This is a genomic window from Citrobacter sp. CK185, from assembly GCF_030333565.1.
Lineage (GTDB): Bacteria > Pseudomonadota > Gammaproteobacteria > Enterobacterales > Enterobacteriaceae > Citrobacter_B > Citrobacter_B koseri.
Genome location: NZ_JAOWFR010000020.1, coordinates 133845 through 155469, shown reverse-complemented (window position 1 = coordinate 155469; position 21625 = coordinate 133845). Strand labels below are relative to the sequence as shown.

The window sequence follows — 21625 nt, the reverse complement described above, 5'->3', positions numbered from 1 at the left end:
GCCGGATGGCGCTTACGCTTATCCGGCCTACCCCGAACCGTAGGCCGGATAAGGTGCTTGCTCCGCCATCCGGCAACCGATGAGGACAAACCATGTCGCGTGGCCTGGAATTACTGATTGCTCAAACCATCCTGCAAGGCTTTGACGCGCAGTATGGTCGATTTCTGGAAGTGACTTCCGGCGCGCAGCAGCGCTTTGAACAGGCCGACTGGCATGCCGTGCAGCAGGCGATGAAAAGCCGTATCCACCTCTATGATCATCACGTTGGTCTGGTGGTGGAACAGTTACGCTGCATTACTGACGGCAAAAGCACCGATGCGGCCTTTTTACTGCGTGTCAAAGAGCATTACACCCGGCTGTTGCCGGATTACCCGCGCTTCGAGATTGCGGAGAGCTTTTTTAACTCCGTCTACTGTCGGTTATTTGACCACCGCTCGCTCACTCCCGAGCGGCTTTTTATCTTTAGCTCCCAGCCTGAACGCCGGTTTCGCACGATCCCGCGCCCGCTGGCGAAAGATTTCTTCCCCGATCACGGCTGGGAACCGCTGTTGACACGTATTCTCAGCGATCTACCGCTGCGTTTGCCCTGGCAAAACAAAAGCCGTGATATTCGTTACATCATTGCTCACCTGACGGAAACGTTCGGAGCGGAGGCTTTGCACCGCAGCCATTTGCAGGTGGCGAATGAGCTGTTTTATCGCAATAAAGCCGCCTGGCTGGTGGGGAAGTTGCTGACCCCAGCCGGCACGTTGCCGTTTTTGCTGCCGATTCATCGCACCGATGAAGGCGAACTGTTTGTCGATACCTGCCTGACCACCACGGCTGAGGCCAGTATCGTGTTTGGTTTTGCCCGTTCCTACTTCATGGTGTACGCGCCGTTGCCTGCCGCGCTGGTTGAGTGGCTGCGTGAGATCCTGCCAGGTAAAACCACCGCCGAGCTGTACATGGCGATTGGCTGTCAGAAGCATGCGAAAACCGAGAGCTATCGCGAGTATTTACTGTATCTGGCGAACAGCGATGAGCAGTTTATTGAAGCGCCCGGTATTCGCGGCATGGTGATGCTGGTGTTTACGCTGCCGGGCTTTGACCGGGTGTTTAAGATCATCAAGGATAGGTTTGCCCCACAAAAAGAGATGTCGGCCGCCCATGTGCGCGCTTGCTATCAACTCGTTAAAGAACACGATCGCGTCGGGCGGATGGCCGATACGCAGGAGTTCGAGAACTTTGTGCTGGAGAAGCGGCGAATCGCGCCAGCGCTGATGACGCTGTTGCGCCAGGAGGCGCCGGAGAAAATCATCGACCTTGGCGATCAGATAGTGATTCGCCATCTCTACATTGAGCGTCGTATGGTGCCGCTGAATATCTGGCTGGAGCAGGTGGAGGGCCAGCAACTGCGTGACGCGATTGAAGAGTACGGCAATGCGATTCGCCAGCTTGCCGCCGCCAACATCTTCCCCGGCGACATGCTGTTTAAAAACTTTGGCGTCACCCGCCACGGGCGCGTGGTGTTCTACGATTACGATGAAATTTGCTACATGACGGAAGTGAATTTCCGCGATATTCCGCAAGCGCGCTACCCGGAAGATGAGCTGGCCAGCGAGCCCTGGTACAGCGTTTCGCCAGGGGATGTTTTCCCGGAAGAGTTTCGCCACTGGCTGTGCGCTGACCCAAGAATTGGGCCGTTATTTGAGGAGATGCACGCCGACCTGTTCCGCGCCGACTACTGGCGGGCGTTACAGACGCGTATCCGCGAAGGACATGTGGAAGATGTTTACGCCTATCGGCGCAAACAGCGGTTTTGCTTCAGATTTGCGGCTTGACGCCCGGTGGCGCTGCGCTTACCGGGCCTACACGTGACTGTAGGCTGGATAAGGCGCTTGCGCCGCCATCCGGCAAGCCTTGCTTATCTAAACCCGCCGTATGCCAGCGTGACTTCTTTCGCCGCTTTAATCACCATCGCGCCAAACTCGGTGACGCGATCGTCAGTGATGCGGGAAATCGGCCCGGAAATTGAGATCGCAGCAAACGGCTCGCGGTGCTCGTCGTAAATGCACGACGCAACGCAACGCAGGCCAAGCGCGTGCTCTTCATCATCAAAGGAATAACCGCGCTTGCGCGTCTGGGCGAGGTCGTCTTTCAGATGTACCGGCGACACCAGCGTGGCGTGGGTATAGGCATGCAGCCCTTTACGGTGCAGCAGGCCAGTCACCTGCTCTTCGCTGAGTTGCGCCAGAAACGCTTTCCCGGCGCCGGAAGCGTGCATTGGCAGTTTGCCGCCGATGGGCGCAGACATGCGCATCAGCTGTGTGCACTGTACCTGGTCGATAATAATCGCCTGGTGATCGCTCTGATCCAGCACCGCCAGATTGACCGTCTCACCGGAGTCTTCCATCAGTTTGCGCAGGATAGGGTGGACAATCGCCAGCAGGTTACGGCTCTGCAAAAAACTGCTGCCGACGATAAACGCATGAGCGCCCACGGCCCAGTGGCCCAGATCTCCCACCTGCCGCACAAAGCCCTGCTGCTGCATGGTGGTTAACAAACGGTGAGTCGTGGAGTTCGGCAGGCCCGCCTGCTGCGCCAGTTCGGTCAGCGCGACGCTGCCGTTGGATTCGGCAATCCACTCCAGCAGCTTCAGGCCACGGGTCAGCGACTGAACCTGCCCGGTTGCGGGCGCAGTGGCAGCGGCGGGTTTTCTACCGCGTTTCGCGGGGACAGGGGCAACCATGGCGGACTCCTTTTCTGTATCGTGGAAATCATTTTCGTTTTATTAAAATATAATGCAAGAATTCCTGCACTGATCGGAGGAGTGAAGCTGAACATGTCTCATGTTGCCCGTTGTTCTCTTTTCCGCCTGTCGTGTTTATGCCAGTATGGTTTGTTGGCCTTTTTTCGGTCCAGGTTGAGTGTTGTCGGGAGCAAGTCGTGAGCAGCAAAGTTGAACAACTGCGTGCGCAGTTAGATGAACGTATTCTGGTTCTGGATGGTGGCATGGGGACAATGATCCAGAGCTATCGCCTGAGTGAAGAGGATTTTCGCGGCGAGCGTTTTGCTGACTGGCCCTGCGATTTGAAAGGCAACAACGACCTGCTGGTACTCAGCAAGCCGGAGGTGATTACCGCGATTCATCACGCTTACTTTGAGGCGGGTGCGGATATCATCGAAACCAACACGTTTAACTCCACGACGATTGCGATGGCGGATTACCAGATGGAATCCCTGTCGGCGGAAATCAACTTTGCCGCCGCGAAACTGGCCCGCGCCTGCGCCGATGAATGGACGGCGCGCACGCCGGAAAAACCGCGCTACGTTGCGGGCGTGCTTGGCCCAACCAACCGCACCGCATCCATCTCGCCGGACGTGAACGACCCGGCGTTTCGTAATATCTCCTTCGATCAGCTGGTCGCGGCCTATCGCGAATCCACCAAAGCGCTGGTGGAAGGTGGGTCAGACCTGATTCTGATTGAAACCGTCTTTGACACGCTGAATGCGAAAGCCGCCGTTTTTGCGGTGAAAGAAGAATTTGAAGCGCTGGGCGTCGAGCTGCCGATTATGATCTCCGGCACGATCACCGATGCGTCCGGGCGCACGCTCTCCGGCCAGACTACCGAAGCGTTTTATAACTCGCTGCGCCATGCCGAAGCGCTCACCTTCGGTCTTAACTGCGCGCTGGGGCCGGATGAACTGCGCCAGTATGTGCAGGAACTGGCGCGCATCGCCGAATGCTATGTCACCGCGCACCCGAATGCCGGTCTGCCTAACGCCTTCGGCGAATACGATCTTGATGCTGATACGATGGCGAAGCAGATCCGCGAGTGGGCGGAGTCGGGCTTTCTCAACATTGTCGGCGGCTGCTGTGGGACGACGCCGGAACACATTGCCGCGATGAGCCGCGCGGTTGATGGTTTAGCGCCGCGTAAACTGCCCGATATTCCGGTTGCCTGTCGTCTCTCTGGCCTTGAGCCGTTGAATATTGGCGATGACAGCCTGTTTGTAAACGTGGGTGAGCGTACTAACGTTACCGGTTCCGCTAAATTTAAGCGGCTGATCAAAGAAGAGAAATACAGCGAAGCGCTGGATGTCGCCCGCCAGCAGGTGGAAAGCGGCGCGCAGATTATCGATATCAACATGGATGAGGGGATGCTCGACGCCGAAGTCGCGATGGTGCGCTTCCTCAACCTGATTGCCGGTGAGCCGGATATCGCCCGCGTACCGATCATGATCGACTCCTCAAAATGGGAGGTCATCGAAAAAGGGCTGAAATGCATTCAGGGTAAAGGCATCGTTAACTCCATTTCGATGAAAGAGGGCGTGGAAACCTTTATCCACCATGCGAAGCTGCTGCGTCGCTATGGTGCGGCGGTGGTGGTGATGGCCTTTGATGAACAAGGGCAGGCCGATACCCGCGCGCGTAAGATCGAGATTTGCCGCCGGGCGTACAACATTCTCACCAAAGAGGTGGGCTTCCCGCCGGAAGACATTATCTTTGACCCGAACATTTTTGCCGTAGCGACCGGTATCGACGAGCACAACAACTACGCGCAGGACTTTATCGGCGCCTGTGAGGATATCAAACGCGAACTGCCGCACGCGCTGATCTCCGGCGGCGTTTCTAACGTCTCCTTCTCGTTTCGCGGCAACGACCCGGTGCGCGAAGCGATTCATGCGGTGTTCCTCTACTACGCCATCCGTAACGGCATGGACATGGGGATCGTCAACGCCGGGCAACTGGCGATTTATGACGACCTGCCCGCCGAGCTGCGCGACGCGGTGGAAGATGTGATCCTCAATCGCCGCGACGATAGCACCGAGCGTCTGCTGGCGCTGGCGGAAAAATACCGTGGCAGCAAAGCCGATGATTCAGCCAATGCGCAACAGGCGGAATGGCGCAGTTGGGAAGTGAAAAAACGCCTTGAGTATTCGCTGGTAAAAGGCATTACCGAGTTTATCGAACAGGATACCGAAGAAGCCCGTCAGCAGGCGACGCGTCCGATCGAGGTTATCGAAGGGCCGCTGATGGACGGTATGAACGTGGTGGGCGATCTGTTCGGCGAAGGCAAAATGTTCCTGCCGCAGGTGGTGAAATCGGCCCGCGTCATGAAGCAGGCGGTAGCGTATCTGGAACCGTTTATTGAAGCCAGCAAAGAGCAGGGCTCCAGCAACGGTAAAATGGTTATCGCCACCGTGAAGGGCGACGTGCATGATATTGGCAAAAACATTGTTGGCGTCGTTTTACAGTGCAACAACTATGAAATCATCGATCTTGGCGTTATGGTGCCGGCAGAAAAAATCCTCAAAACCGCGAAGGAAGTGAATGCGGATTTGATTGGTCTCTCCGGCCTGATTACCCCGTCGCTGGATGAAATGGTCAACGTGGCGAAGGAGATGGAACGTCAGGGCTTCACCATCCCGCTACTGATTGGCGGCGCGACCACGTCCAAAGCGCACACGGCGGTGAAGATTGAGCAGAACTACAGCGGCCCGACGGTCTATGTCCAGAACGCCTCGCGTACCGTGGGCGTCGTGGCGGCGTTGCTGTCTGAAACCCAGCACGATGAGTTTGTCGCCCGTACCCGTAAAGAGTATGAAACCGTGCGCATCCAGCATGCGCGCAAGAAACCGCGCACGCCGCCGGTGACGCTGGCCGCCGCGCGTGATAATGACCTGGCATTTGACTGGGAAAGCTATACACCGCCTGTCGCTCACCGTCTGGGCGTGCAGGACGTTGAGGCCAGTATCGAAACGCTGCGCAACTACATCGACTGGACGCCGTTCTTTATGACCTGGTCGCTGGCCGGGAAATATCCGCGCATTCTCGAAGACGAGGTGGTAGGCGAAGAAGCGAAACGCCTGTTTAAAGACGCCAACGACATGCTGGATAAACTGAGTGCGGAGAAGACGCTCAACCCGCGTGGCGTGGTGGGGCTGTTCCCGGCAAACCGTGTGGGTGATGATATCGAAATTTACCGCGATGAGACGCGTACCCATGTGCTGGCGGTCAGCCATCATCTGCGTCAGCAAACGGAGAAGGTGGGTTTCGCCAACTATTGCCTGTCTGACTTTGTTGCGCCGAAACAGAGCGGCAAAGAGGATTACATCGGCGCCTTCGCCGTCACGGGCGGTCTGGAAGAGGATGCGCTGGCAGAGGCATTCGAGGCGCAGCATGATGATTACAACAAGATTATGGTCAAAGCGATCGCCGACCGTCTGGCGGAAGCCTTTGCGGAATACCTGCATGAGCGGGTGCGTAAAGTTTACTGGGGCTATGCGGCGAATGAGAACCTCAGCAACGAGGAGCTGATCCGCGAAAACTATCAGGGGATTCGTCCGGCGCCAGGCTATCCGGCCTGCCCGGAGCACACTGAGAAGGGCACCATCTGGCAACTGCTGGACGTGGAAAAACATACCGGCATGAAGCTGACCGAATCCTACGCCATGTGGCCGGGCGCTTCCGTTTCCGGTTGGTACTTCAGCCATCCTGACAGCAAGTACTACACCGTCGCGCAAATACAGCGCGATCAGGTGGAGGATTATGCGCAGCGTAAAGGGATGACGGTCGCGGAGGTGGAGCGCTGGTTGGCCTCCAACCTGGGCTATGATGCTGACTAGTTCATAAAACTGTCATTTTTCCTTACAACAAACAGGGTGCTCATCGGGCGCCCTGTCTCTTTATTGTTTTGAAACCCTTATACTGGAAGAAGGTTCACGGGGCTGCTTGCCGGATGGCGGCGTAAACGCCTATCCGGCCTACAAATATCCCCGTAAGCCGGATAAGCGCAGCGCCATCCGGTAAAAAAGGCTGAACATCATAATAATGATAAGGAGTACCTGATTCTGTGTTAACTCTGCTACACCTGCTTTCTGCTGTTGCCCTGCTGGTGTGGGGCACCCATATTGTGCGTACCGGCGTGATGCGCGTTTTCGGCGCTCGTCTGCGTACCGTTCTCAGCCGCAGTGTTGAAAAGAAACCGCTCGCCTTCTGCGCGGGTATCGGCGTTACTGCGCTGGTGCAAAGCAGTAACGCCACGACTATGCTGGTGACGTCATTTGTCGCCCAGGATCTGGTCGCCCTGACGCCTGCACTGGTGATTGTGTTGGGGGCCGACGTGGGGACCGCGCTGATGGCGCGTATCCTTACCTTTGATTTGTCATGGTTATCGCCGCTGCTGATTTTCATCGGCGTTATCTTCTTTTTGGGGCGTAAGCAGTCACGCGCCGGACAACTGGGGCGAGTGGGGATCGGTCTTGGCCTGATACTGCTGGCGCTGGAGCTGATTGTGCAGGCGGTGACGCCGATTACTCAGGCGAATGGCGTACAGGTCATCTTCGCCTCGCTGACCGGCGACATCATGCTGGATGCGCTGATTGGCGCCATGTTTGCCATCATCAGCTATTCCAGCCTGGCAGCCGTCCTGCTGACGGCCACGCTGACGGCGGCGGGCATCATATCGTTCCCGGTCGCGTTGTGCCTGGTCATCGGCGCCAACCTCGGTTCCGGCCTGCTGGCGATGCTCAACAACAGCGCAGCCAATGCCGCCGCTCGCCGCGTGGCGCTGGGCAGTCTGCTGTTTAAGCTGGTGGGCAGCCTGATTATCCTGCCGTTTGTCCATGTGCTGGCCGATACGATGGATGCGTTACCGCTGCCAAAATCCGAACTGGTTATCTACTTCCACGTTTTTTACAACCTGGCGCGGTGTCTGGTGATGATTCCGTTCGCCGAACCGATGGCGCGTTTCTGTAAACGTATTATCCGCGATGAACCGGAGCTGGATGCCCATCTGAAGCCTAAACATCTGGATGTCAGCGCGCTGGACACGCCAACGCTCGCGCTGGCCAATGCCGCCCGGGAAGCGCTGCGCATTGGTGATGCGATGGAGCAGATGATGGAAGGTCTGAAAAAGGTGATGCACGGCGAGCCGCGCGAAGAGAAAGAGCTGCGCAAGCTGGCGGATGATATCAACGTGCTTTACACCGCCATCAAACTCTATCTGGCGCGGATGCCGAAAGAGGAACTGGCGGAGGAAGAGTCGCGGCGCTGGGCGGAAATCATCGAGATGTCCCTGAACCTGGAGCAGGCCTCGGATATCGTCGAACGGATGGGCAGCGAGATTGCTGACAAGTCGCTGGCGGCGCGGCGGGCGTTTTCCATTGAAGGGCTGAAAGAGCTGGATGCGCTGTATGATCAGTTACTCAGCAACCTGCAACTGGCGATGTCGGTGTTTTTCTCCGGCGACGTCACCAGCGCCCGACGTTTGCGTCGCAGCAAACATCGTTTCCGTATTCTCAATCGTCGTTATTCACATGCGCATGTGGATCGCCTGCACCAGCAGAACGTACAGAGCATCGAAACCAGTTCATTGCATCTGGGACTGCTGGGCGATATGCAACGCCTGAATTCGCTGTTTTGTTCGGTGGCTTACAGCGTGCTGGAGCAGCCGGATGAAGACGACGAGCGGGATGACTATTGATTGCTGATTGCCGGATGGCGGCGTAAAACGCCTTATCCGGCCTACGTTATAAGCACTATCCTGTAGGCCTGATAAGCGTAGCGCCATCAGGCATTTTACATTCTACATAGCGACGATCAGAAGCGATGACCGGCTTCAAGAGGAACCGCTTCTTCACCCGCGTTGAACACATACGTCGTGTTCGGGCCGCCGAGCGTCGCCAGCCCCTTGCTCACCTGAATCCAGTTGCCTTCCGGCAGGCCAATCACCGTTAACTCTGGCGCGACCACCAGCAGCTCGCGAATACGCTGTTCGCGGGTTTCGCCTTTGTGACCTTCCGGCAACGCGTTAGTGAAGTGCGGGTTAATCTGCAACGGGAACAGACCCAGCGCATCAAACCCTTGTGGGTCAACGATCGGCATATCGTTAGTGGTGCGAATGGTCGGACAGGCAAGGTTCGCGCCCGCGCTCCAGCCGATATACAACGCGCCACGCTTAACGGCAGCCACGATGGGCGCCAGCAGCCCACGTTCACGGCTCTCTTTTAGCAACTGGAAAGTGTTCCCACCGCCGACAATCACCACTTCCGCATCGGCAATCGCTGCGACCGGATCGGCGACGCTATGAATACCGGTCACTGAAACGCCGAGCGGCGCAAGGACTGCGGCGGTTTTCGCTGTGTAGTCGTCCCAGGTTTGCGTGACGCCAGCAAACGGGAGAAACACCGCTGAACGGCGGCCATGCAGTTGTTCCGCCACCAGCGGCAGCGCGTGTTCCAGCCAGGCTTTTCCCGGCAGAGTGGAGTTACTCAATAACAGCAGTTCCATGACATCTCCAGTAATCAAAAAGTAAAAACATCCGTGATGCTACCACCGCTCATCTTACCGCTTGCTGATGTGGCTCACGATGTGGTTATCGATATTCTGGAACGCGTCTCGCAGGGGGATTTCGTGATGTCATCGACTTTATGAGCAGCGGTGAGCCGCACTCCTGTCATTCGACGCTTTTTCCCTGACCGCAAGGTGCGGTATATTTCGCTTTTACAGGAGAATTTATGCTGCCCGACTCATCTGTCCGATTAAATAAATACATCAGTGAAAGCGGAATTTGCTCGCGTCGCGAGGCGGATCGCTACATTGAACAAGGGAATGTCTTCATTAATGGCAAACGCGCCACCATTGGCGATCAGGTGATGCCTGGCGACGTGGTGAAGGTGAATGGTCGGTTGATTGAGCCGCGCGAAGCGGAAGATCTGGTCTTTATCGCGCTGAACAAACCGGTAGGGATTGTCAGTACCACGGAAGACAGCGAACGCGATAACATCGTGGACTTCGTGAACCATAGCAAACGTATTTTCCCGATTGGCCGCCTGGATAAAGACTCCCAGGGGCTTATCTTTCTTACCAATCACGGCGATCTGGTCAACAAAATCCTCCGTGCCGGTAACGATCACGAGAAAGAGTATCTGGTCACGGTTGATAAGCCGGTAACGGATGACTTTATTCGCGGTATGGGCGCTGGCGTCCCGATTCTCGGCACCGTGACCAAAAGGTGTAAGGTGAAGAAGGAAGCGCCGTTTGTTTTCCGCATTACCCTGATTCAGGGGCTGAACCGCCAGATCCGCCGCATGTGCGAGCACTTTGGCTATGAAGTGACGAAACTCGAACGCACGCGCATTATGAACGTGAGTTTATCCGGTCTGCCGCCCGGCGAGTGGCGGGATCTGACGGATGACGAACTCATCGCTCTGTTTAAGCTGATCGAAAACTCTTCATCAGAAGCCAAACCGACGTCGAAGGCGAAAGCGAAGCCGAAAACGGCGGGCATTAAGCGTCCGGTGGTGAAAATCGAAAAAACCAATGAGAAAGCGCGCCCGGCGTCAAACGGAAAACGCTTTACCTCGCCGGGGCGGAAGAAGAAAGGGCGTTAACGTCTGCCGCGCGTCGGCGTATTGGCCGACCAGGAAAACGACGCCTCAGTATCTGGTTTATAAGCCTGCTTTTTCTTCAACTGGCGGGCTTTTTTGGCCTCTGCTTCGCGCAGCGCCATTAACTTATCAATGTACTCCTTTTTCACGCTGTTGGTTTCCGCATTCGTGAGCGGGCGGCCATGTGCAATGCGCGCGCGGTCGAGCAGCGTTTTCAGTTCACGCTGCTCGCGCTCGGTCATCTCTTTTTGGGTGATGCGTGGGAGTGCCATAAATGTACCCTCGGTCAGTCAGATAACCCAGTGTACGGCAAAGTGCAGAGGCTGTGTAGGCCGGATAAGGCGTTAGCCACCATCCGGCGACGTGCACGGATTGCGCCTGATGGCGCTACGCTTATCAGGTCTACACCTTCACCCTATCACACGGCTTCTCGGCAATCGGCTTGCCTGACCAGTAACCGGCCAGCAGTGAGCCGGAGAGGTTATGCCAGACCGAGAACAGCGCGCCGGGGAGCGCGGCCAGCGGAGAGAAGTAAATTTTACCGAGCGCCGCCGCAAGGCCGGAGTTCTGCATTCCAACTTCAATCGCCAGCGTGCGGCAGGTGGACTCATCAAAGCCAAACAGGCGACCGCCCCAGTAACCGCCGAGCAGACCAATGGTGTTGTGCAGGATCACCGCCACAATCACCACAAAACCAACGGATGCGATATGCGAGGCGGAACCGGCCACCACTGCGCTGATGATCGCCAGAATGCACACCATTGAGAACGCAGGCAGATAAGGCTCCACGGTTTTTACCACGCGAGGAAACAGGTGGTGAATGACCAGCCCAAGCGCGATTGGAATCACGACGATCTGTAAAATGCTGAGCAGCATCCCCATCACATCCACCTGAATATGCGCATCCACATACAGGCGCGTCAGCAGCGGTGTCGCGACCACGCCAACCAGCGTGGAAACCGATGAGATAGTAACCGAAAGCGCCACATCCCCTTTCGCCAGATATATCATGACGTTAGATGCCGTTCCGCTGGCGACGCTGCCCACCAGTACCATCCCGGCAGAGAGATCCGGCGGCATGTTAAACAGTATCGCCAGTAGCCAGGCGGCGAGCGGCATCACCAGATAATGCAGGAAAATACCGGCAGCGACAGGCGCCGGGCGGGAAAGCACGCGTTTAAAGTCGTCGAGCTTAAGGTGTACGCCCATGCCGAACATAATCAGCATCAGCAGCGTGGTCACCCACGAGCCAATGGGGGTGAAGGTCGATGGCGTGTAATACGCAATAACAGAGAGCAGCAGCGCCCACAACGGGAACAGCCGGGTGATAACGGATAACATAATAAATTCCTTGCAGTATTGTCGTGTTGTTTAGTTATAAAAAAGCCGGGTTCGAGCCCGGCTATAGGTATTATTTATCGTGTGAGGAAATTTTATTCAAACAAATTATGATGAAGCTTCTGCACGACCTGCTCCGCTTCGGTGCCAGGCACCAGGAAACAGAGGTTATGGCTGGATGCGCCATAGCAAATCATGCGGATGTTGAACGGCTCCAGTACGCCGAACACTTCTTTACCGACGCCGCAGGCTTTAGACAGATCGTTGCCAATCAGCGCGACCAGCGCGAGATTTTCTTCCACTTCTACCCGGCATAGCGCGGAAAGCTCCATCAGCAAAGACTGCGTCAGCAGCGTGTCGCCCGTTGAAGTGGAACCGGTGGTATCCAGCGTCAGCGCCACGCTCACTTCCGAGGTGGTGATTAAATCTACGGAGATATTGTGCCGCGCCAGAATGCCGAACACTTCCGCCAGGAAACCACGCGAATGCAGCATATTCAGGCTGTGCAGCGTTAACAGCGTCTGTTTGCGACGCAGCGCCAGCGCGCGGAAGAGCGGTGGGTTTTGGGTTTTATTGCATACCAGCGTCCCGCCCGCTTTTGGATCTTTACTGGAGCCGACGAAAACCGGGATATCGCTGCGTACGGCGGGCAGCAGCGTTGCAGGATGCAGCACCTTCGCGCCAAAGGTCGCCATTTCCGCCGCTTCTTCAAAGGCGATTTCATCGATACGCTGCGCGGCAGGCACCACGCGCGGGTCGGTGGTGTAGATACCCGGCACATCCGTCCAGATATCGACGCGCGCCGCGTGCAGCGCTTCTGCAAGCAGCGCCGCCGTGTAGTCGCTGCCGCCGCGTCCCAGCGTCGTTGTGCGGCCTTTGCTTTCGCTGCCGATAAAGCCCTGGGTGATGACCAGACCCTCTGCCAGGCGTGGGGCAAGCTGTAGCGTGGCCAGCTCCGACAGCGCTGCGATATCCGGTTCCGCGCGGCCAAAACGATCGCTGGTGCGCATCACCTTACGCACGTCAAACCACTGCGCCTGAATATTGCGCTCGCGCAGGATCTCCACAAACAGCAGGGTGGACATCAGCTCGCCGTGACTCACCAGCTCGTCGGTCAGGGCCATTGACGTCGCCAGTGAAGCCGCTTCGGCAAGCGTGGTAATGTTTTCCAGCAGACGCTCGATCTCTTCGCGGATAACGTTCGGGTAACGCAGACGCTCCAGAATATCGAACTGAATTTTACGGATGGCGTCGAGTTTTTCGAAGCGCTCTGGCGGTTCCAGCCCTTCTGCCAGCGCTACCAGCAGATTGGTGACGCCCGCAGAGGCGGAAAGCACCACTAAGCGTGCGTTAGCATCGGAAAGCACCACGTCGGCGCTACGGTTCATGGCGTCAAAATCGGCGACGCTGGTTCCGCCAAATTTGGCGACGACGAGCGGGGAAACAGCAGTTGTCATATCAACCTCGTGTCAGGGAATGAAAAAAGCGACCATGGCACAAGGGCAGAACAGAAACCGGTGCAGGCGCAAATACCGTATTTATAAATAAAATGTGTGGCTGGGACTGTCAACGCCGGGATTATGCGGATTTTTTATGCTGTCCTGGCCCTCAGTAACAGTGCTTATAACGACTATACCCGTCATACTTCAAGTTGCAGATGTGTTGGCTGCACTCAGAAACCCCAGTCACATAGTTATCTATGCTCCTGGGGATTTCTTCCCTTGCCGCCTTCCTGCAACTCGAATTATTTAGGGTATATACTTTTCGCTGCTTTTTATCCGCGTTTGATTCGCGTTCGGGCTAACGGCACTAAAACAATCACACTTTTTTGTGACTGGCGTTACAATCGATCTCAGTCACAATTCTCAAATCAGAAGAGTATTGCTAATGAAAAACATCAATCCGACGCAGACTTCTGCCTGGCAGGCACTACAAAAACACTACGACGACATGAAGGACGTTACTATCGCGGATCTTTTCGCGAAAGATAGCGACCGTTTTACCCGATTTTCCGCGACGTTTGACGATTTGATGCTGGTGGATTTCTCCAAAAACCGCATCACCGAAGAGACGCTGGCGAAATTGCAGGATCTGGCGAAAGAGACCGATCTGGCCGGTGCGATTAAGTCCATGTTCTCTGGTGAAAAAATCAACCGTACCGAAGACCGTGCCGTGCTGCACGTTGCGCTGCGTAACCGTAGCAATACTCCGATTATCGTTGACGGCAAAGATGTGATGCCGGAAGTGAATGCGGTGCTGGAGAAGATGAAAGCCTTCTCTGAAGCGATTATTTCAGGTCAATGGAAAGGTTACACCGGTAAAGCGATCACTGACGTGGTCAACATCGGTATCGGTGGTTCCGACCTGGGGCCGTTCATGGTGACTGAAGCGCTGCGCCCGTACAAAAACCATCTGAATATGCACTTTGTGTCTAACGTCGATGGCACCCACATCGCCGAAGTGCTGAAGAAAGTAAACCCGGAAACCACCCTGTTCCTGGTGGCGTCTAAAACCTTCACAACGCAGGAAACCATGACCAACGCCCACAGCGCGCGCGACTGGTTCCTGAGCACCGCGAATGATGAAAAACACGTCGCGAAACACTTTGCGGCGCTTTCCACCAATGCGAAAGCGGTGGGTGAGTTTGGGATCGACACCGCCAACATGTTCGAGTTCTGGGACTGGGTCGGCGGTCGTTACTCTCTGTGGTCGGCGATTGGCCTGTCTATCATCCTGTCTGTCGGCTTTGACAACTTCGTTGAACTGCTGTCCGGCGCGCATGCGATGGATAAACACTTCTCCACAACACCGGCTGAGAAAAACCTGCCGGTGCTGCTGGCGCTGATCGGTATCTGGTACAACAATTTCTTCGGCGCAGAAACCGAAGCGATTCTGCCGTACGACCAGTATATGCACCGTTTTGCGGCCTACTTCCAGCAGGGCAATATGGAGTCCAACGGCAAGTATGTTGACCGTAACGGCAATGCCGTAGACTACCAGACTGGCCCAATCATCTGGGGTGAACCGGGCACCAACGGCCAGCACGCGTTCTACCAGCTGATTCACCAGGGGACGAAGATGGTGCCTTGCGACTTTATCGCCCCGGCGATAACCCATAACCCGTTGTCCGATCACCATCAGAAACTGCTGTCTAACTTCTTCGCTCAGACCGAAGCGCTGGCGTTCGGCAAATCCCGTGAGGTGGTTGAGCAGGAATATCGCGATCAGGGGAAAGATCCGTCTCAGCTTGAGCATGTGGTGCCGTTCAAAGTGTTCGAAGGCAACCGCCCGACGAACTCCATCCTGCTGCGTGAAATTACGCCGTTTAGCCTGGGGGCGTTGATTGCGCTGTATGAGCACAAAATCTTCACTCAGGGCGCGATCCTGAACATCTTCACCTTCGATCAGTGGGGCGTTGAGCTGGGCAAACAGCTGGCTAACCGTATCCTGCCGGAACTGGGTGATGATAAAGCGATTTCCAGCCATGACAGTTCAACTAACGGTCTGATTAACCGTTATAAAGCATGGCGTGACTGATGGCGTAACGCCCGGTGGCGCCAGGCTTACCGGGCCTACAAATGGTGCGTCCTGTAGGCCGGATAAGGCGTTCCGCCGCCATCCGGCAGAAAAGTGATATATCTGTAAAAAAAGCCGATATTATTATCGGCTTTTTTTATAAGATAATTCCGGTTGTCTGTGCTATTCCGCAAAAATTTATATTGAGCTTAATCCTAAAATAATGAATAACCCGTAAGTTACTCGGTGTTATTTTCAGAGTATACGGATAATAAATATTGCATTGTTTTATTTTAATATGATGTTTTTAAAAGATATTTAATTAGCATATAAATGCCATTCCAGCCAAAAGTTTAATTATCCTAAAACCGTCTCGCTATTTAGACCTGTCGCAATCCACATGCTTTAGTTGTGTATACTCGATCCCGCCTGAAACGTTTTTCGGGTAAATCTCCATTCATTCAATGAAGGGATATTGTGATGAAAAAAGCTCTGTATGGCATTTTTGCCATATCTGCGCTTGCGGCGACTTCTGTCTGGGCCGCCCCCGTTCAGGTGGGTGAAGCAGCAGGGTCGGCGGCGACGTCGGTATCAGCGGGAAGTTCCTCCGCAACCAGCGTCAGCACCGTAAGCTCGGCGGTGGGCGTCGCTCTGGCGGCGACCGGCGGTGGCGATGGTTCTAATACCGGAACCACTACCACCACAACCACCAGTACCCAGTAACACCGGTACGTTTAATCATAACCACACTTCGGTGTGGTTATTTTAGCTTGCCTGAGCCTGTGGGACTTCCTGGCCGGGGCCACCCGGTAATAATGCGGAGAAGAGTCGTGAAGCGACCTGGAATTATCATCATTTGCCTGCTGTTACAGGCTTGCTCAGCCACCACTAAAGGTCTGGGTAATTCGCTGTGGGACAGTCTGTTCGGTACGCCGGGCGTACAACTGACGGACGATGACATTCAAAACATGCCTTATGCCAGCCAGTACATGCAACTCAATGGCGGGCCGCAGCTGTTTGTGGTGCTCGCTTTCGCAGAGAACGGGCAGCAGAAATGGGGGACGCAGGATCAGGCCACCATCGTGACCCAGCATGGCCGCCTGATTAAAACCCTGCTCGGCGGCGACAATCTGATCGGTGTGAACAATCTGGCGGCTGACCCATTGGCCAGACCGACACAAATCGTAGATGGCGCAACGTGGACGCGCACGATGGGCTGGACGGAACATAAACAGGTGCGTTACGCCACCGCCCGCTCGGTCTTCAAATGGGATGGCGCTGACAGCATTAAGGTCGGTAGCGATGTAACCGCCGTTCGCGTACTGGATGAAGAGGTTACAACCGACCAGGCGCGCTGGCATAACCGCTACTGGATCGACAGCGAAGGGCAAATCCGCCAGTCGGAGCAGTATCTGGGGGCGGACTACTTCCCGGTGAAAACCACGCTCATTAAGGCGGCAAAACAATGATGAAACAGACCATTGCAGCGCTGGCCTTGAGTTTGTGCGCTTCCTCATCTTTTGCCGCAGGCACCGTGAAGGTGTTTGCCGCAGGCAGCACTGAACCGAAGACGCTCACCGGCGCGGAACATCTGATCGATCTGGTCGGGCAGCCGAGACTGGCGAACAGCTGGTGGCCTGGCGCGGTTATCAGCGAAGAGCGGGCTACCGCCACGGCGCAGCGCCAGCAGCAGGAATTATTGGGCCGCCTGGCTGCGTTTGGCGCAGAGAAAAGCGGCGATGACGCCGCCGCAATCAATACGCTGCGCCAGCAGGTGCAGACATTAAAAGTGACTGGCAGACAGCTCGTTAACCTTGACCCGGATACCGTGCGCGTCAGCGAACGGGGCAATCCGCCGTTGCAGGGCCATTACACGCTGTGGGTTGGCGGGCAGCCGACAGATATTACGCTGTTTGGATTGGTTAGCCAGCCGGGTAAACGGCCCTTCAGCCCGGGGCGGGACGTGGCCAGTTACCTTGATGAGCAAAGCCTGCTCAGCGGGGCGGATCGCAGCTATGCGTGGGTTGTCTATCCCGACGGACGCACGCAGAAAGCGCCGGTCGCTTACTGGAACAAGCGTCACGTTGAGCCGATGCCAGGCAGCATCATTTTTGTCGGTCTTACGGATTCTCTATGGAGCAACACGCCGGATGCGCTTAACGCCGACATTCTTCGTACTCTGACGCAGCGGATACCCGAATAATGAAAAAAACACATCTGCTCAGCTTACTGGCGCTGGGCATCAGCGCAGCCTGCCATGCCGAAACATATCCGGCCCCCATTGGGCCGTCACAATCTGACTTCGGCGGCGTGGGGCTGCTGCAAACGCCAACGGCGCGAATGGCGCGGGAAGGGGAGATGAGCCTGAACTATCGTGATAACGATCAGTATCGCTACTACTCCGCGTCGATACAGTTGTTCCCGTGGCTGGAAACCACGCTGCGCTATACCGACGTGCGTACCAGACAATACAGCAGCGTGGAGTCGTTTTCCGGCAACCAGACCTACAAAGACAAAGCCTTCGACCTGAAACTGCGGTTATGGGAAGAGAGCTACTGGATGCCGCAGGTGGCGGTCGGCGCAAGGGATATCGGCGGGACGGGGCTGTTCGATGCGGAATACATTGTGGCGAACAAAGCCTGGGGGCCGTTTGATTTCTCGCTCGGTCTTGGCTGGGGTTATCTGGGCACCAGCGGCAACGTGAGCAATCCGTTTTGTTCATACAGCGATAAATTCTGTCACCGCGATAACAGTTATAAACAGGCCGGTTCCGTCAACGGCAGCGATATGTTCCACGGGCCAGCGTCGCTGTTTGGCGGGGTGGAGTATCAAACGCCCTGGCAGCCGCTGCGCCTGAAACTGGAGTATGAAGGCAACAATTATCAGCAGGATTTCGCGGGTAAGCTGGAGCAGAAGAGCAAGTTTAACGTCGGCGCCATTTACCGCGTCACCGATTGGGCCGACGTTAACCTCAGCTATGAACGCGGCAACACCTTCATGTTTGGCGTGACGCTGCGGACAAACTTCAACGATTTGCGCCCATCGTATAACGATAACGCGCGACCGAAATATCAGCCTGAGCCGCAGGACGCCATCCTGCAACACTCGGTCGTCGCTAACCAGTTGACGCTGCTGAAATACAACGCCGGACTGGCGGACCCTAAAATTCAGGTGAAAGGCGATACGCTGTACGTCACTGGCTAGCAGGTGAAATACCGTGACTCGCGGGAAGGGATCGAACGCGCGAATCGGATTGTCATGAATGATCTGCCAGAAGGGATTCGCACGATCCGCGTGACGGAAAACCGTCTCAATATGCCGCAGGTCACTACGGAAACCGATGTCGCCAGCCTGAAACGCCATCTGGAAGGCGAGCCATTAGGACACGAGACTCCACTGGCGCAAAAACGTGTGGAGCCGATCGTGCCGGAAACAACCGAGCAGGGTTGGTATATCGATAAATCGCGCTTTGATTTCCATATCGATCCGGTGTTGAACCAGTCTGTCGGCGGCCCGGAAAATTTCTATATGTACCAGCTTGGCGTGATGGGGACGGCGGATCTGTGGGTAACGGATCATCTGCTTACCACCGGCAGTCTGTTTGCCAATATCGCCAACAACTACGACAAATTTAACTACACCAATCCACCGAACGATTCGCATCTTCCGCGTGTGCGTACCCATGTGCGCGAATATGTGCAGAACGATATCTATGTGAATAACCTGCAAGCCAACTACTTCCAGTACCTCGGCAACGGTTTCTACGGCCAGGTTTACGGCGGTTATCTGGAGACCATGTACGGCGGCGCAGGGGCGGAAGTGCTGTATCGCCCGGTCGACAGCAACTGGGCGTTTGGTCTTGACGCTAACTACGTGAAACAGCGTGACTGGCGTAGCGCGCAGGATATGATGAAATTCACCGATTACAGCGTGAAAACCGGTCACTTGACCGCCTACTGGACGCCGTCGTTCGCGCAGGATGTGCTGGTGAAAGCGAGCGTCGGTCAATATCTGGCTGGCGATAAGGGCGGTACGCTGGAAATCGCGAAACGCTTTGACAGCGGCGTGGTGGTTGGCGGCTATGCCACGATCACCGATGTGTCGCCAGACGAGTACGGGGAAGGGGATTTCACCAAAGGCGTGTACGTGTCGGTACCGTTGGATCTCTTCTCGTCCAGCCCAACCCGCAGCCGCGCAGCGATTGGCTGGACGCCGCTGACGCGTGACGGCGGTCAGCAGCTTGGCCGGAAGTTTGGTCTGTACGATATGACCAGCGACCGCAACGTGAATTTCCGCTGATCGAGCCGTTTGCCAGCCGGATGGCGCTACGCTTATCCGGCCTACAAACCGCATCTATTGTAGGCCGGATAAGGCGTTTACGCCGCCATCCGGCAATTTACAGGCGACGCAATAATTTTGCCGGGTTTCCGGCATATACGCCTTTCTCGGTGATCGATTTAGTGACCACGCTTCCCGCGCCGATCACTGTGCCGTCGCAAATGCTGACGGCCAGGATGGTCGCGCCGCTGCCGATGGAAACATTGCTGCCGATCTCAATTCGCCCCCAGTTCTGCCTGTTCGGGTCAGGCTTTCCTTCACGAAACATGTCGTTAGCGAACATTACGCCGTGGCCGATAAAGCAATCGCGTCCAATCGTGACATATTCGCAAACAAACGTATGGGACTGAATTTTTGTGTTTGCGCCAATCTGTGTATTGCCCTGTATTTCGACAAAAGGTCCGATGAAAACATTGTCGCCAAGCTGGCAGTCGTACAGGTTTGCGGGCTCATAAATCACCACATTTTCACCGCAGGTGACGTTGCGGACGGTAGCGTGTTTTAACTGCATTTTCCCTTCTCTTTGAAACATGCCATGACAGAGATCATTCTCCGCTGACCTTTGCTGCACAAAACATAAACAAAAAATATAGATCTCCGTCACATTTTTGCGTTATACAGGAACCTTGCTACTGAGAAAGAGGGTGCTGCTATGACGTCACTATCTCGTCCACGCGTGGAGTTTATCTCCACGATCCTACAGACCGTGCTGAATCTTGGGCTGTTAAGTCTGGGCCTGATCCTGGTCGTTTTCCTCGGTAAAGAGACCTTACATCTGGCGGATGTGCTGTTCGCGCCGGAGCAAACCAGCAAATACGAGCTGGTGGAAGGGTTAGTGGTCTACTTTCTCTACTTTGAGTTTATTGCGTTGATTGTGAAGTATTTCCAGTCAGGTTTTCATTTCCCGCTGCGCTACTTTGTCTATATCGGGATCACCGCGATTGTGCGGCTGATCATCGTCGATCATAAATCGCCGATGGATGTGCTGATCTACTCTGCGGCGATCCTGTTATTGGTGATCACCCTGTGGTTATGTAATTCGAAACGGTTAAAACGGGAATAAAAAAAGGCGCTCCGAGGAGCGCCGAAGAACAGTCACAAGTTGGGATAATATAAGTTGAGGGTTGCAGTGGCATTGCCCGTTTCCGGGCAGGTACATCAATGAAACTTAGCCTTTCACACCGCCTGCCGTCAGGCCGTTGACCAGCCAACGCTGGGCCAGCAGGAACACCAGCGTGATCGGGATGGCGGACAACACGGCTGCGGCGGCAAAATCACCCCACAGATAGTTTTGCGGGTTGAGGTACTGCTGCATACCTACCGCCAGGGTATAGCTGTTTACATCACGCAGTAACAGCGAGGCGACAGGAACTTCAGTGATGGCGGCAATGAACGACAGAATAAAGACCACCGCCAGAATCGGCACCGAGAGCGGCAGCAGCACCAGACGGAAAGCCTGCCACGGCGTCGCGCCATCCAGCGCCGCCGCTTCTTCCAGCGAACCGTCGATGGTTTCGAAATAGCCTTTAATCGTCCAGACGTGCAGCGCAATCCCGCCCAGGTAAGCGAAAATCACCCCGCCGTGGGTATTCAGACCGATAAACGGAATGTACTGGCCGAGACGGTCGAACAACGCGTACAACGCCACCAGTGACAGCACCGCCGGGAACATCTGGAAAATCAGCATCCCTTTGAGCAACGTCGCTTTGCCGGGAAAGCGCATACGGGCAAACGCGTAAGCGCAGGTCGTAGAGAGCGCCACGATGCCAATAGCGGTGATCGCCGCGACTTTGATCGAGTTCCACAGCCATAACAGAACCGGGAAGGGGGGCGGCGTGACACGGCCATCAGCGTGTTCCACGCTGAAGCCCAATGCCAGCCGCCAGTGCTCCCAGGAGATGCGTTCCGGGATCAGACTCCCGGTTGCGAAGTTGCCTTCACGCAGCGAAATGGCGACGACCATCAGCAGCGGGAACATGATTGCCGCGATAAAAATCAGCAGCCCTAAGTGCGTGATGAAGAGACGCAGCTTTTGAGATTTGGGTTGAACCATTGCCAT

Annotated in this window: 16 protein-coding genes and 2 pseudogenes; 11 read left to right on the top strand and 7 right to left on the bottom strand. The window is 55.6% G+C overall.

All coding sequences use genetic code 11. The features are described from left to right. The first annotated feature begins 92 nt into the window (after positions 1-92). The gene (gene aceK / locus OGV79_RS05130) at positions 93-1820 is read left to right on the top strand and encodes a bifunctional isocitrate dehydrogenase kinase/phosphatase (RefSeq protein ID WP_286467979.1); all 1728 of its coding nucleotides are present in this window, start codon (positions 93-95) and stop codon (positions 1818-1820) included. An 83-nt stretch (positions 1821-1903) separates the two neighbouring features. Here aceK and iclR read toward each other — a convergent pair whose 3' ends face one another. Continuing rightward, the gene (gene iclR / locus OGV79_RS05125) at positions 1904-2728 is read right to left on the bottom strand and encodes a glyoxylate bypass operon transcriptional repressor IclR (RefSeq protein WP_058668403.1); all 825 of its coding nucleotides are present in this window, start codon (positions 2726-2728) and stop codon (positions 1904-1906) included. A gap of 197 nt (positions 2729-2925) precedes the next feature. On the opposite strand from iclR, the gene metH reads away from it, so the two are divergent. Together metH and OGV79_RS05115 are read left to right on the top strand one after the other, a co-directional pair. Continuing rightward, positions 2926-6609 (top strand): methionine synthase, encoded by a 3684-nt coding sequence (gene metH, locus OGV79_RS05120; protein ID WP_134769887.1) that lies wholly within the window; start codon positions 2926-2928, stop codon positions 6607-6609. A gap of 227 nt (positions 6610-6836) precedes the next feature. Further along, complete coding sequence (locus OGV79_RS05115) at positions 6837-8468, top strand: Na/Pi cotransporter family protein (protein ID WP_024130841.1); 1632 nt, start codon at positions 6837-6839, stop codon at positions 8466-8468. Positions 8469-8584: 116 nt separating this feature from the next. Here OGV79_RS05115 and pepE read toward each other — a convergent pair whose 3' ends face one another. Next, a complete protein-coding gene (gene pepE / locus OGV79_RS05110; protein WP_104867913.1) occupies positions 8585-9274 on the bottom strand; it encodes a dipeptidase PepE in 690 nt (229 codons plus the stop codon). A gap of 227 nt (positions 9275-9501) precedes the next feature. Between pepE and rluF the strand changes: the two genes are divergently transcribed. Continuing rightward, positions 9502-10377: a 23S rRNA pseudouridine(2604) synthase RluF gene (rluF, locus tag OGV79_RS05105; RefSeq protein WP_112001366.1), complete on the top strand. Its 876-nt coding sequence runs from the start codon at positions 9502-9504 to the stop codon at positions 10375-10377. Here the strand turns inward: rluF and OGV79_RS05100 are convergent. The 3 genes from OGV79_RS05100 to lysC form a co-directional block, all read right to left on the bottom strand. Further along, positions 10374-10646 carry a YjbD family protein gene (locus OGV79_RS05100; RefSeq protein WP_012134667.1) on the bottom strand — a complete coding sequence of 91 codons (273 nt, stop codon included), beginning with the start codon at positions 10644-10646 and terminating at the stop codon, positions 10374-10376. The genes rluF and OGV79_RS05100 overlap by 4 nt on opposite strands. Before the next feature lie 130 nt (positions 10647-10776). Next, positions 10777-11715 carry a ketopantoate/pantoate/pantothenate transporter PanS gene (panS, locus tag OGV79_RS05095; RefSeq protein ID WP_286467960.1) on the bottom strand — a complete coding sequence of 313 codons (939 nt, stop codon included), beginning with the start codon at positions 11713-11715 and terminating at the stop codon, positions 10777-10779. Between the two features lie 92 nt (positions 11716-11807). After that, entirely contained in the window at positions 11808-13169 is a 1362-nt protein-coding gene (lysC, locus tag OGV79_RS05090) for a lysine-sensitive aspartokinase 3 (protein WP_012134664.1), read from the bottom strand. 430 nt (positions 13170-13599) lie between these two features. On the opposite strand from lysC, the gene pgi reads away from it, so the two are divergent. The 6 genes and pseudogenes from pgi to OGV79_RS21675 form a co-directional block, all read left to right on the top strand. After that, complete coding sequence (pgi, locus tag OGV79_RS05085) at positions 13600-15249, top strand: glucose-6-phosphate isomerase (protein WP_286467953.1); 1650 nt, start codon at positions 13600-13602, stop codon at positions 15247-15249. A 459-nt stretch (positions 15250-15708) separates the two neighbouring features. Then, complete coding sequence (gene yjbE / locus OGV79_RS05080; protein WP_012134661.1) at positions 15709-15951, top strand: exopolysaccharide production protein YjbE; 243 nt, start codon at positions 15709-15711, stop codon at positions 15949-15951. 107 nt (positions 15952-16058) lie between these two features. Then, complete coding sequence (locus tag OGV79_RS05075) at positions 16059-16697, top strand: YjbF family lipoprotein (protein WP_286467946.1); 639 nt, start codon at positions 16059-16061, stop codon at positions 16695-16697. Then, positions 16694-17431 carry a capsule biosynthesis GfcC family protein gene (locus tag OGV79_RS05070; RefSeq protein ID WP_101744389.1) on the top strand — a complete coding sequence of 246 codons (738 nt, stop codon included), beginning with the start codon at positions 16694-16696 and terminating at the stop codon, positions 17429-17431. The genes OGV79_RS05075 and OGV79_RS05070 overlap by 4 nt, the downstream gene beginning before the upstream one ends. Next, positions 17431-19527 (top strand): annotated as a pseudogene (locus OGV79_RS05065) (YjbH domain-containing protein). Before OGV79_RS05070 ends, OGV79_RS05065 begins: the two are co-directional and overlap by 1 nt. A 16-nt stretch (positions 19528-19543) precedes the next feature. Continuing rightward, positions 19544-19642: pseudogene (locus OGV79_RS21675) on the top strand (hypothetical protein); the annotation flags it as partial. Here OGV79_RS21675 and OGV79_RS05060 read toward each other — a convergent pair. Next, positions 19625-20077: an acyltransferase gene (locus OGV79_RS05060; RefSeq protein ID WP_024130839.1), complete on the bottom strand. Its 453-nt coding sequence runs from the start codon at positions 20075-20077 to the stop codon at positions 19625-19627. The pseudogene OGV79_RS21675 and the gene OGV79_RS05060 overlap by 18 nt on opposite strands. 141 nt (positions 20078-20218) lie before the next feature. Between OGV79_RS05060 and psiE the strand changes: the two genes are divergently transcribed. After that, positions 20219-20629, top strand: a complete 411-nt coding sequence (gene psiE, locus OGV79_RS05055) for a phosphate-starvation-inducible protein PsiE (RefSeq protein ID WP_012907714.1) — start codon at positions 20219-20221, stop codon at positions 20627-20629. 105 nt (positions 20630-20734) lie between these two features. On the opposite strand, the gene malG is transcribed toward psiE, so the two are convergent. Then, entirely contained in the window at positions 20735-21625 is an 891-nt protein-coding gene (gene malG / locus OGV79_RS05050; RefSeq protein ID WP_012134654.1) for a maltose ABC transporter permease MalG, read from the bottom strand.

What these genes read in the sequence shown, in the direction of transcription:
- aceK (WP_286467979.1), top strand. Translation starts at nt 93, where the DNA reads ATGTCGCGTGGCCTGGAATTACTGATTGCTCAAACCATCCTGCAAGGC.
- iclR (WP_058668403.1), bottom strand. Translation starts at nt 2,728, where the DNA reads ATGGTTGCCCCTGTCCCCGCGAAACGCGGTAGAAAACCCGCCGCTGCC.
- pepE (WP_104867913.1), bottom strand. Translation starts at nt 9,274, where the DNA reads ATGGAACTGCTGTTATTGAGTAACTCCACTCTGCCGGGAAAAGCCTGG.
- rluF (WP_112001366.1), top strand. Translation starts at nt 9,502, where the DNA reads ATGCTGCCCGACTCATCTGTCCGATTAAATAAATACATCAGTGAAAGC.
- OGV79_RS05100 (WP_012134667.1), bottom strand. Translation starts at nt 10,646, where the DNA reads ATGGCACTCCCACGCATCACCCAAAAAGAGATGACCGAGCGCGAGCAG.
- panS (WP_286467960.1), bottom strand. Translation starts at nt 11,715, where the DNA reads ATGTTATCCGTTATCACCCGGCTGTTCCCGTTGTGGGCGCTGCTGCTC.
- lysC (WP_012134664.1), bottom strand. Translation starts at nt 13,169, where the DNA reads ATGACAACTGCTGTTTCCCCGCTCGTCGTCGCCAAATTTGGCGGAACC.
- pgi (WP_286467953.1), top strand. Translation starts at nt 13,600, where the DNA reads ATGAAAAACATCAATCCGACGCAGACTTCTGCCTGGCAGGCACTACAA.
- yjbE (WP_012134661.1), top strand. Translation starts at nt 15,709, where the DNA reads ATGAAAAAAGCTCTGTATGGCATTTTTGCCATATCTGCGCTTGCGGCG.
- OGV79_RS05070 (WP_101744389.1), top strand. Translation starts at nt 16,694, where the DNA reads ATGATGAAACAGACCATTGCAGCGCTGGCCTTGAGTTTGTGCGCTTCC.
- OGV79_RS05060 (WP_024130839.1), bottom strand. Translation starts at nt 20,077, where the DNA reads ATGCAGTTAAAACACGCTACCGTCCGCAACGTCACCTGCGGTGAAAAT.
- psiE (WP_012907714.1), top strand. Translation starts at nt 20,219, where the DNA reads ATGACGTCACTATCTCGTCCACGCGTGGAGTTTATCTCCACGATCCTA.
- malG (WP_012134654.1), bottom strand. Translation starts at nt 21,625, where the DNA reads ATGGCAATGGTTCAACCCAAATCTCAAAAGCTGCGTCTCTTCATCACG.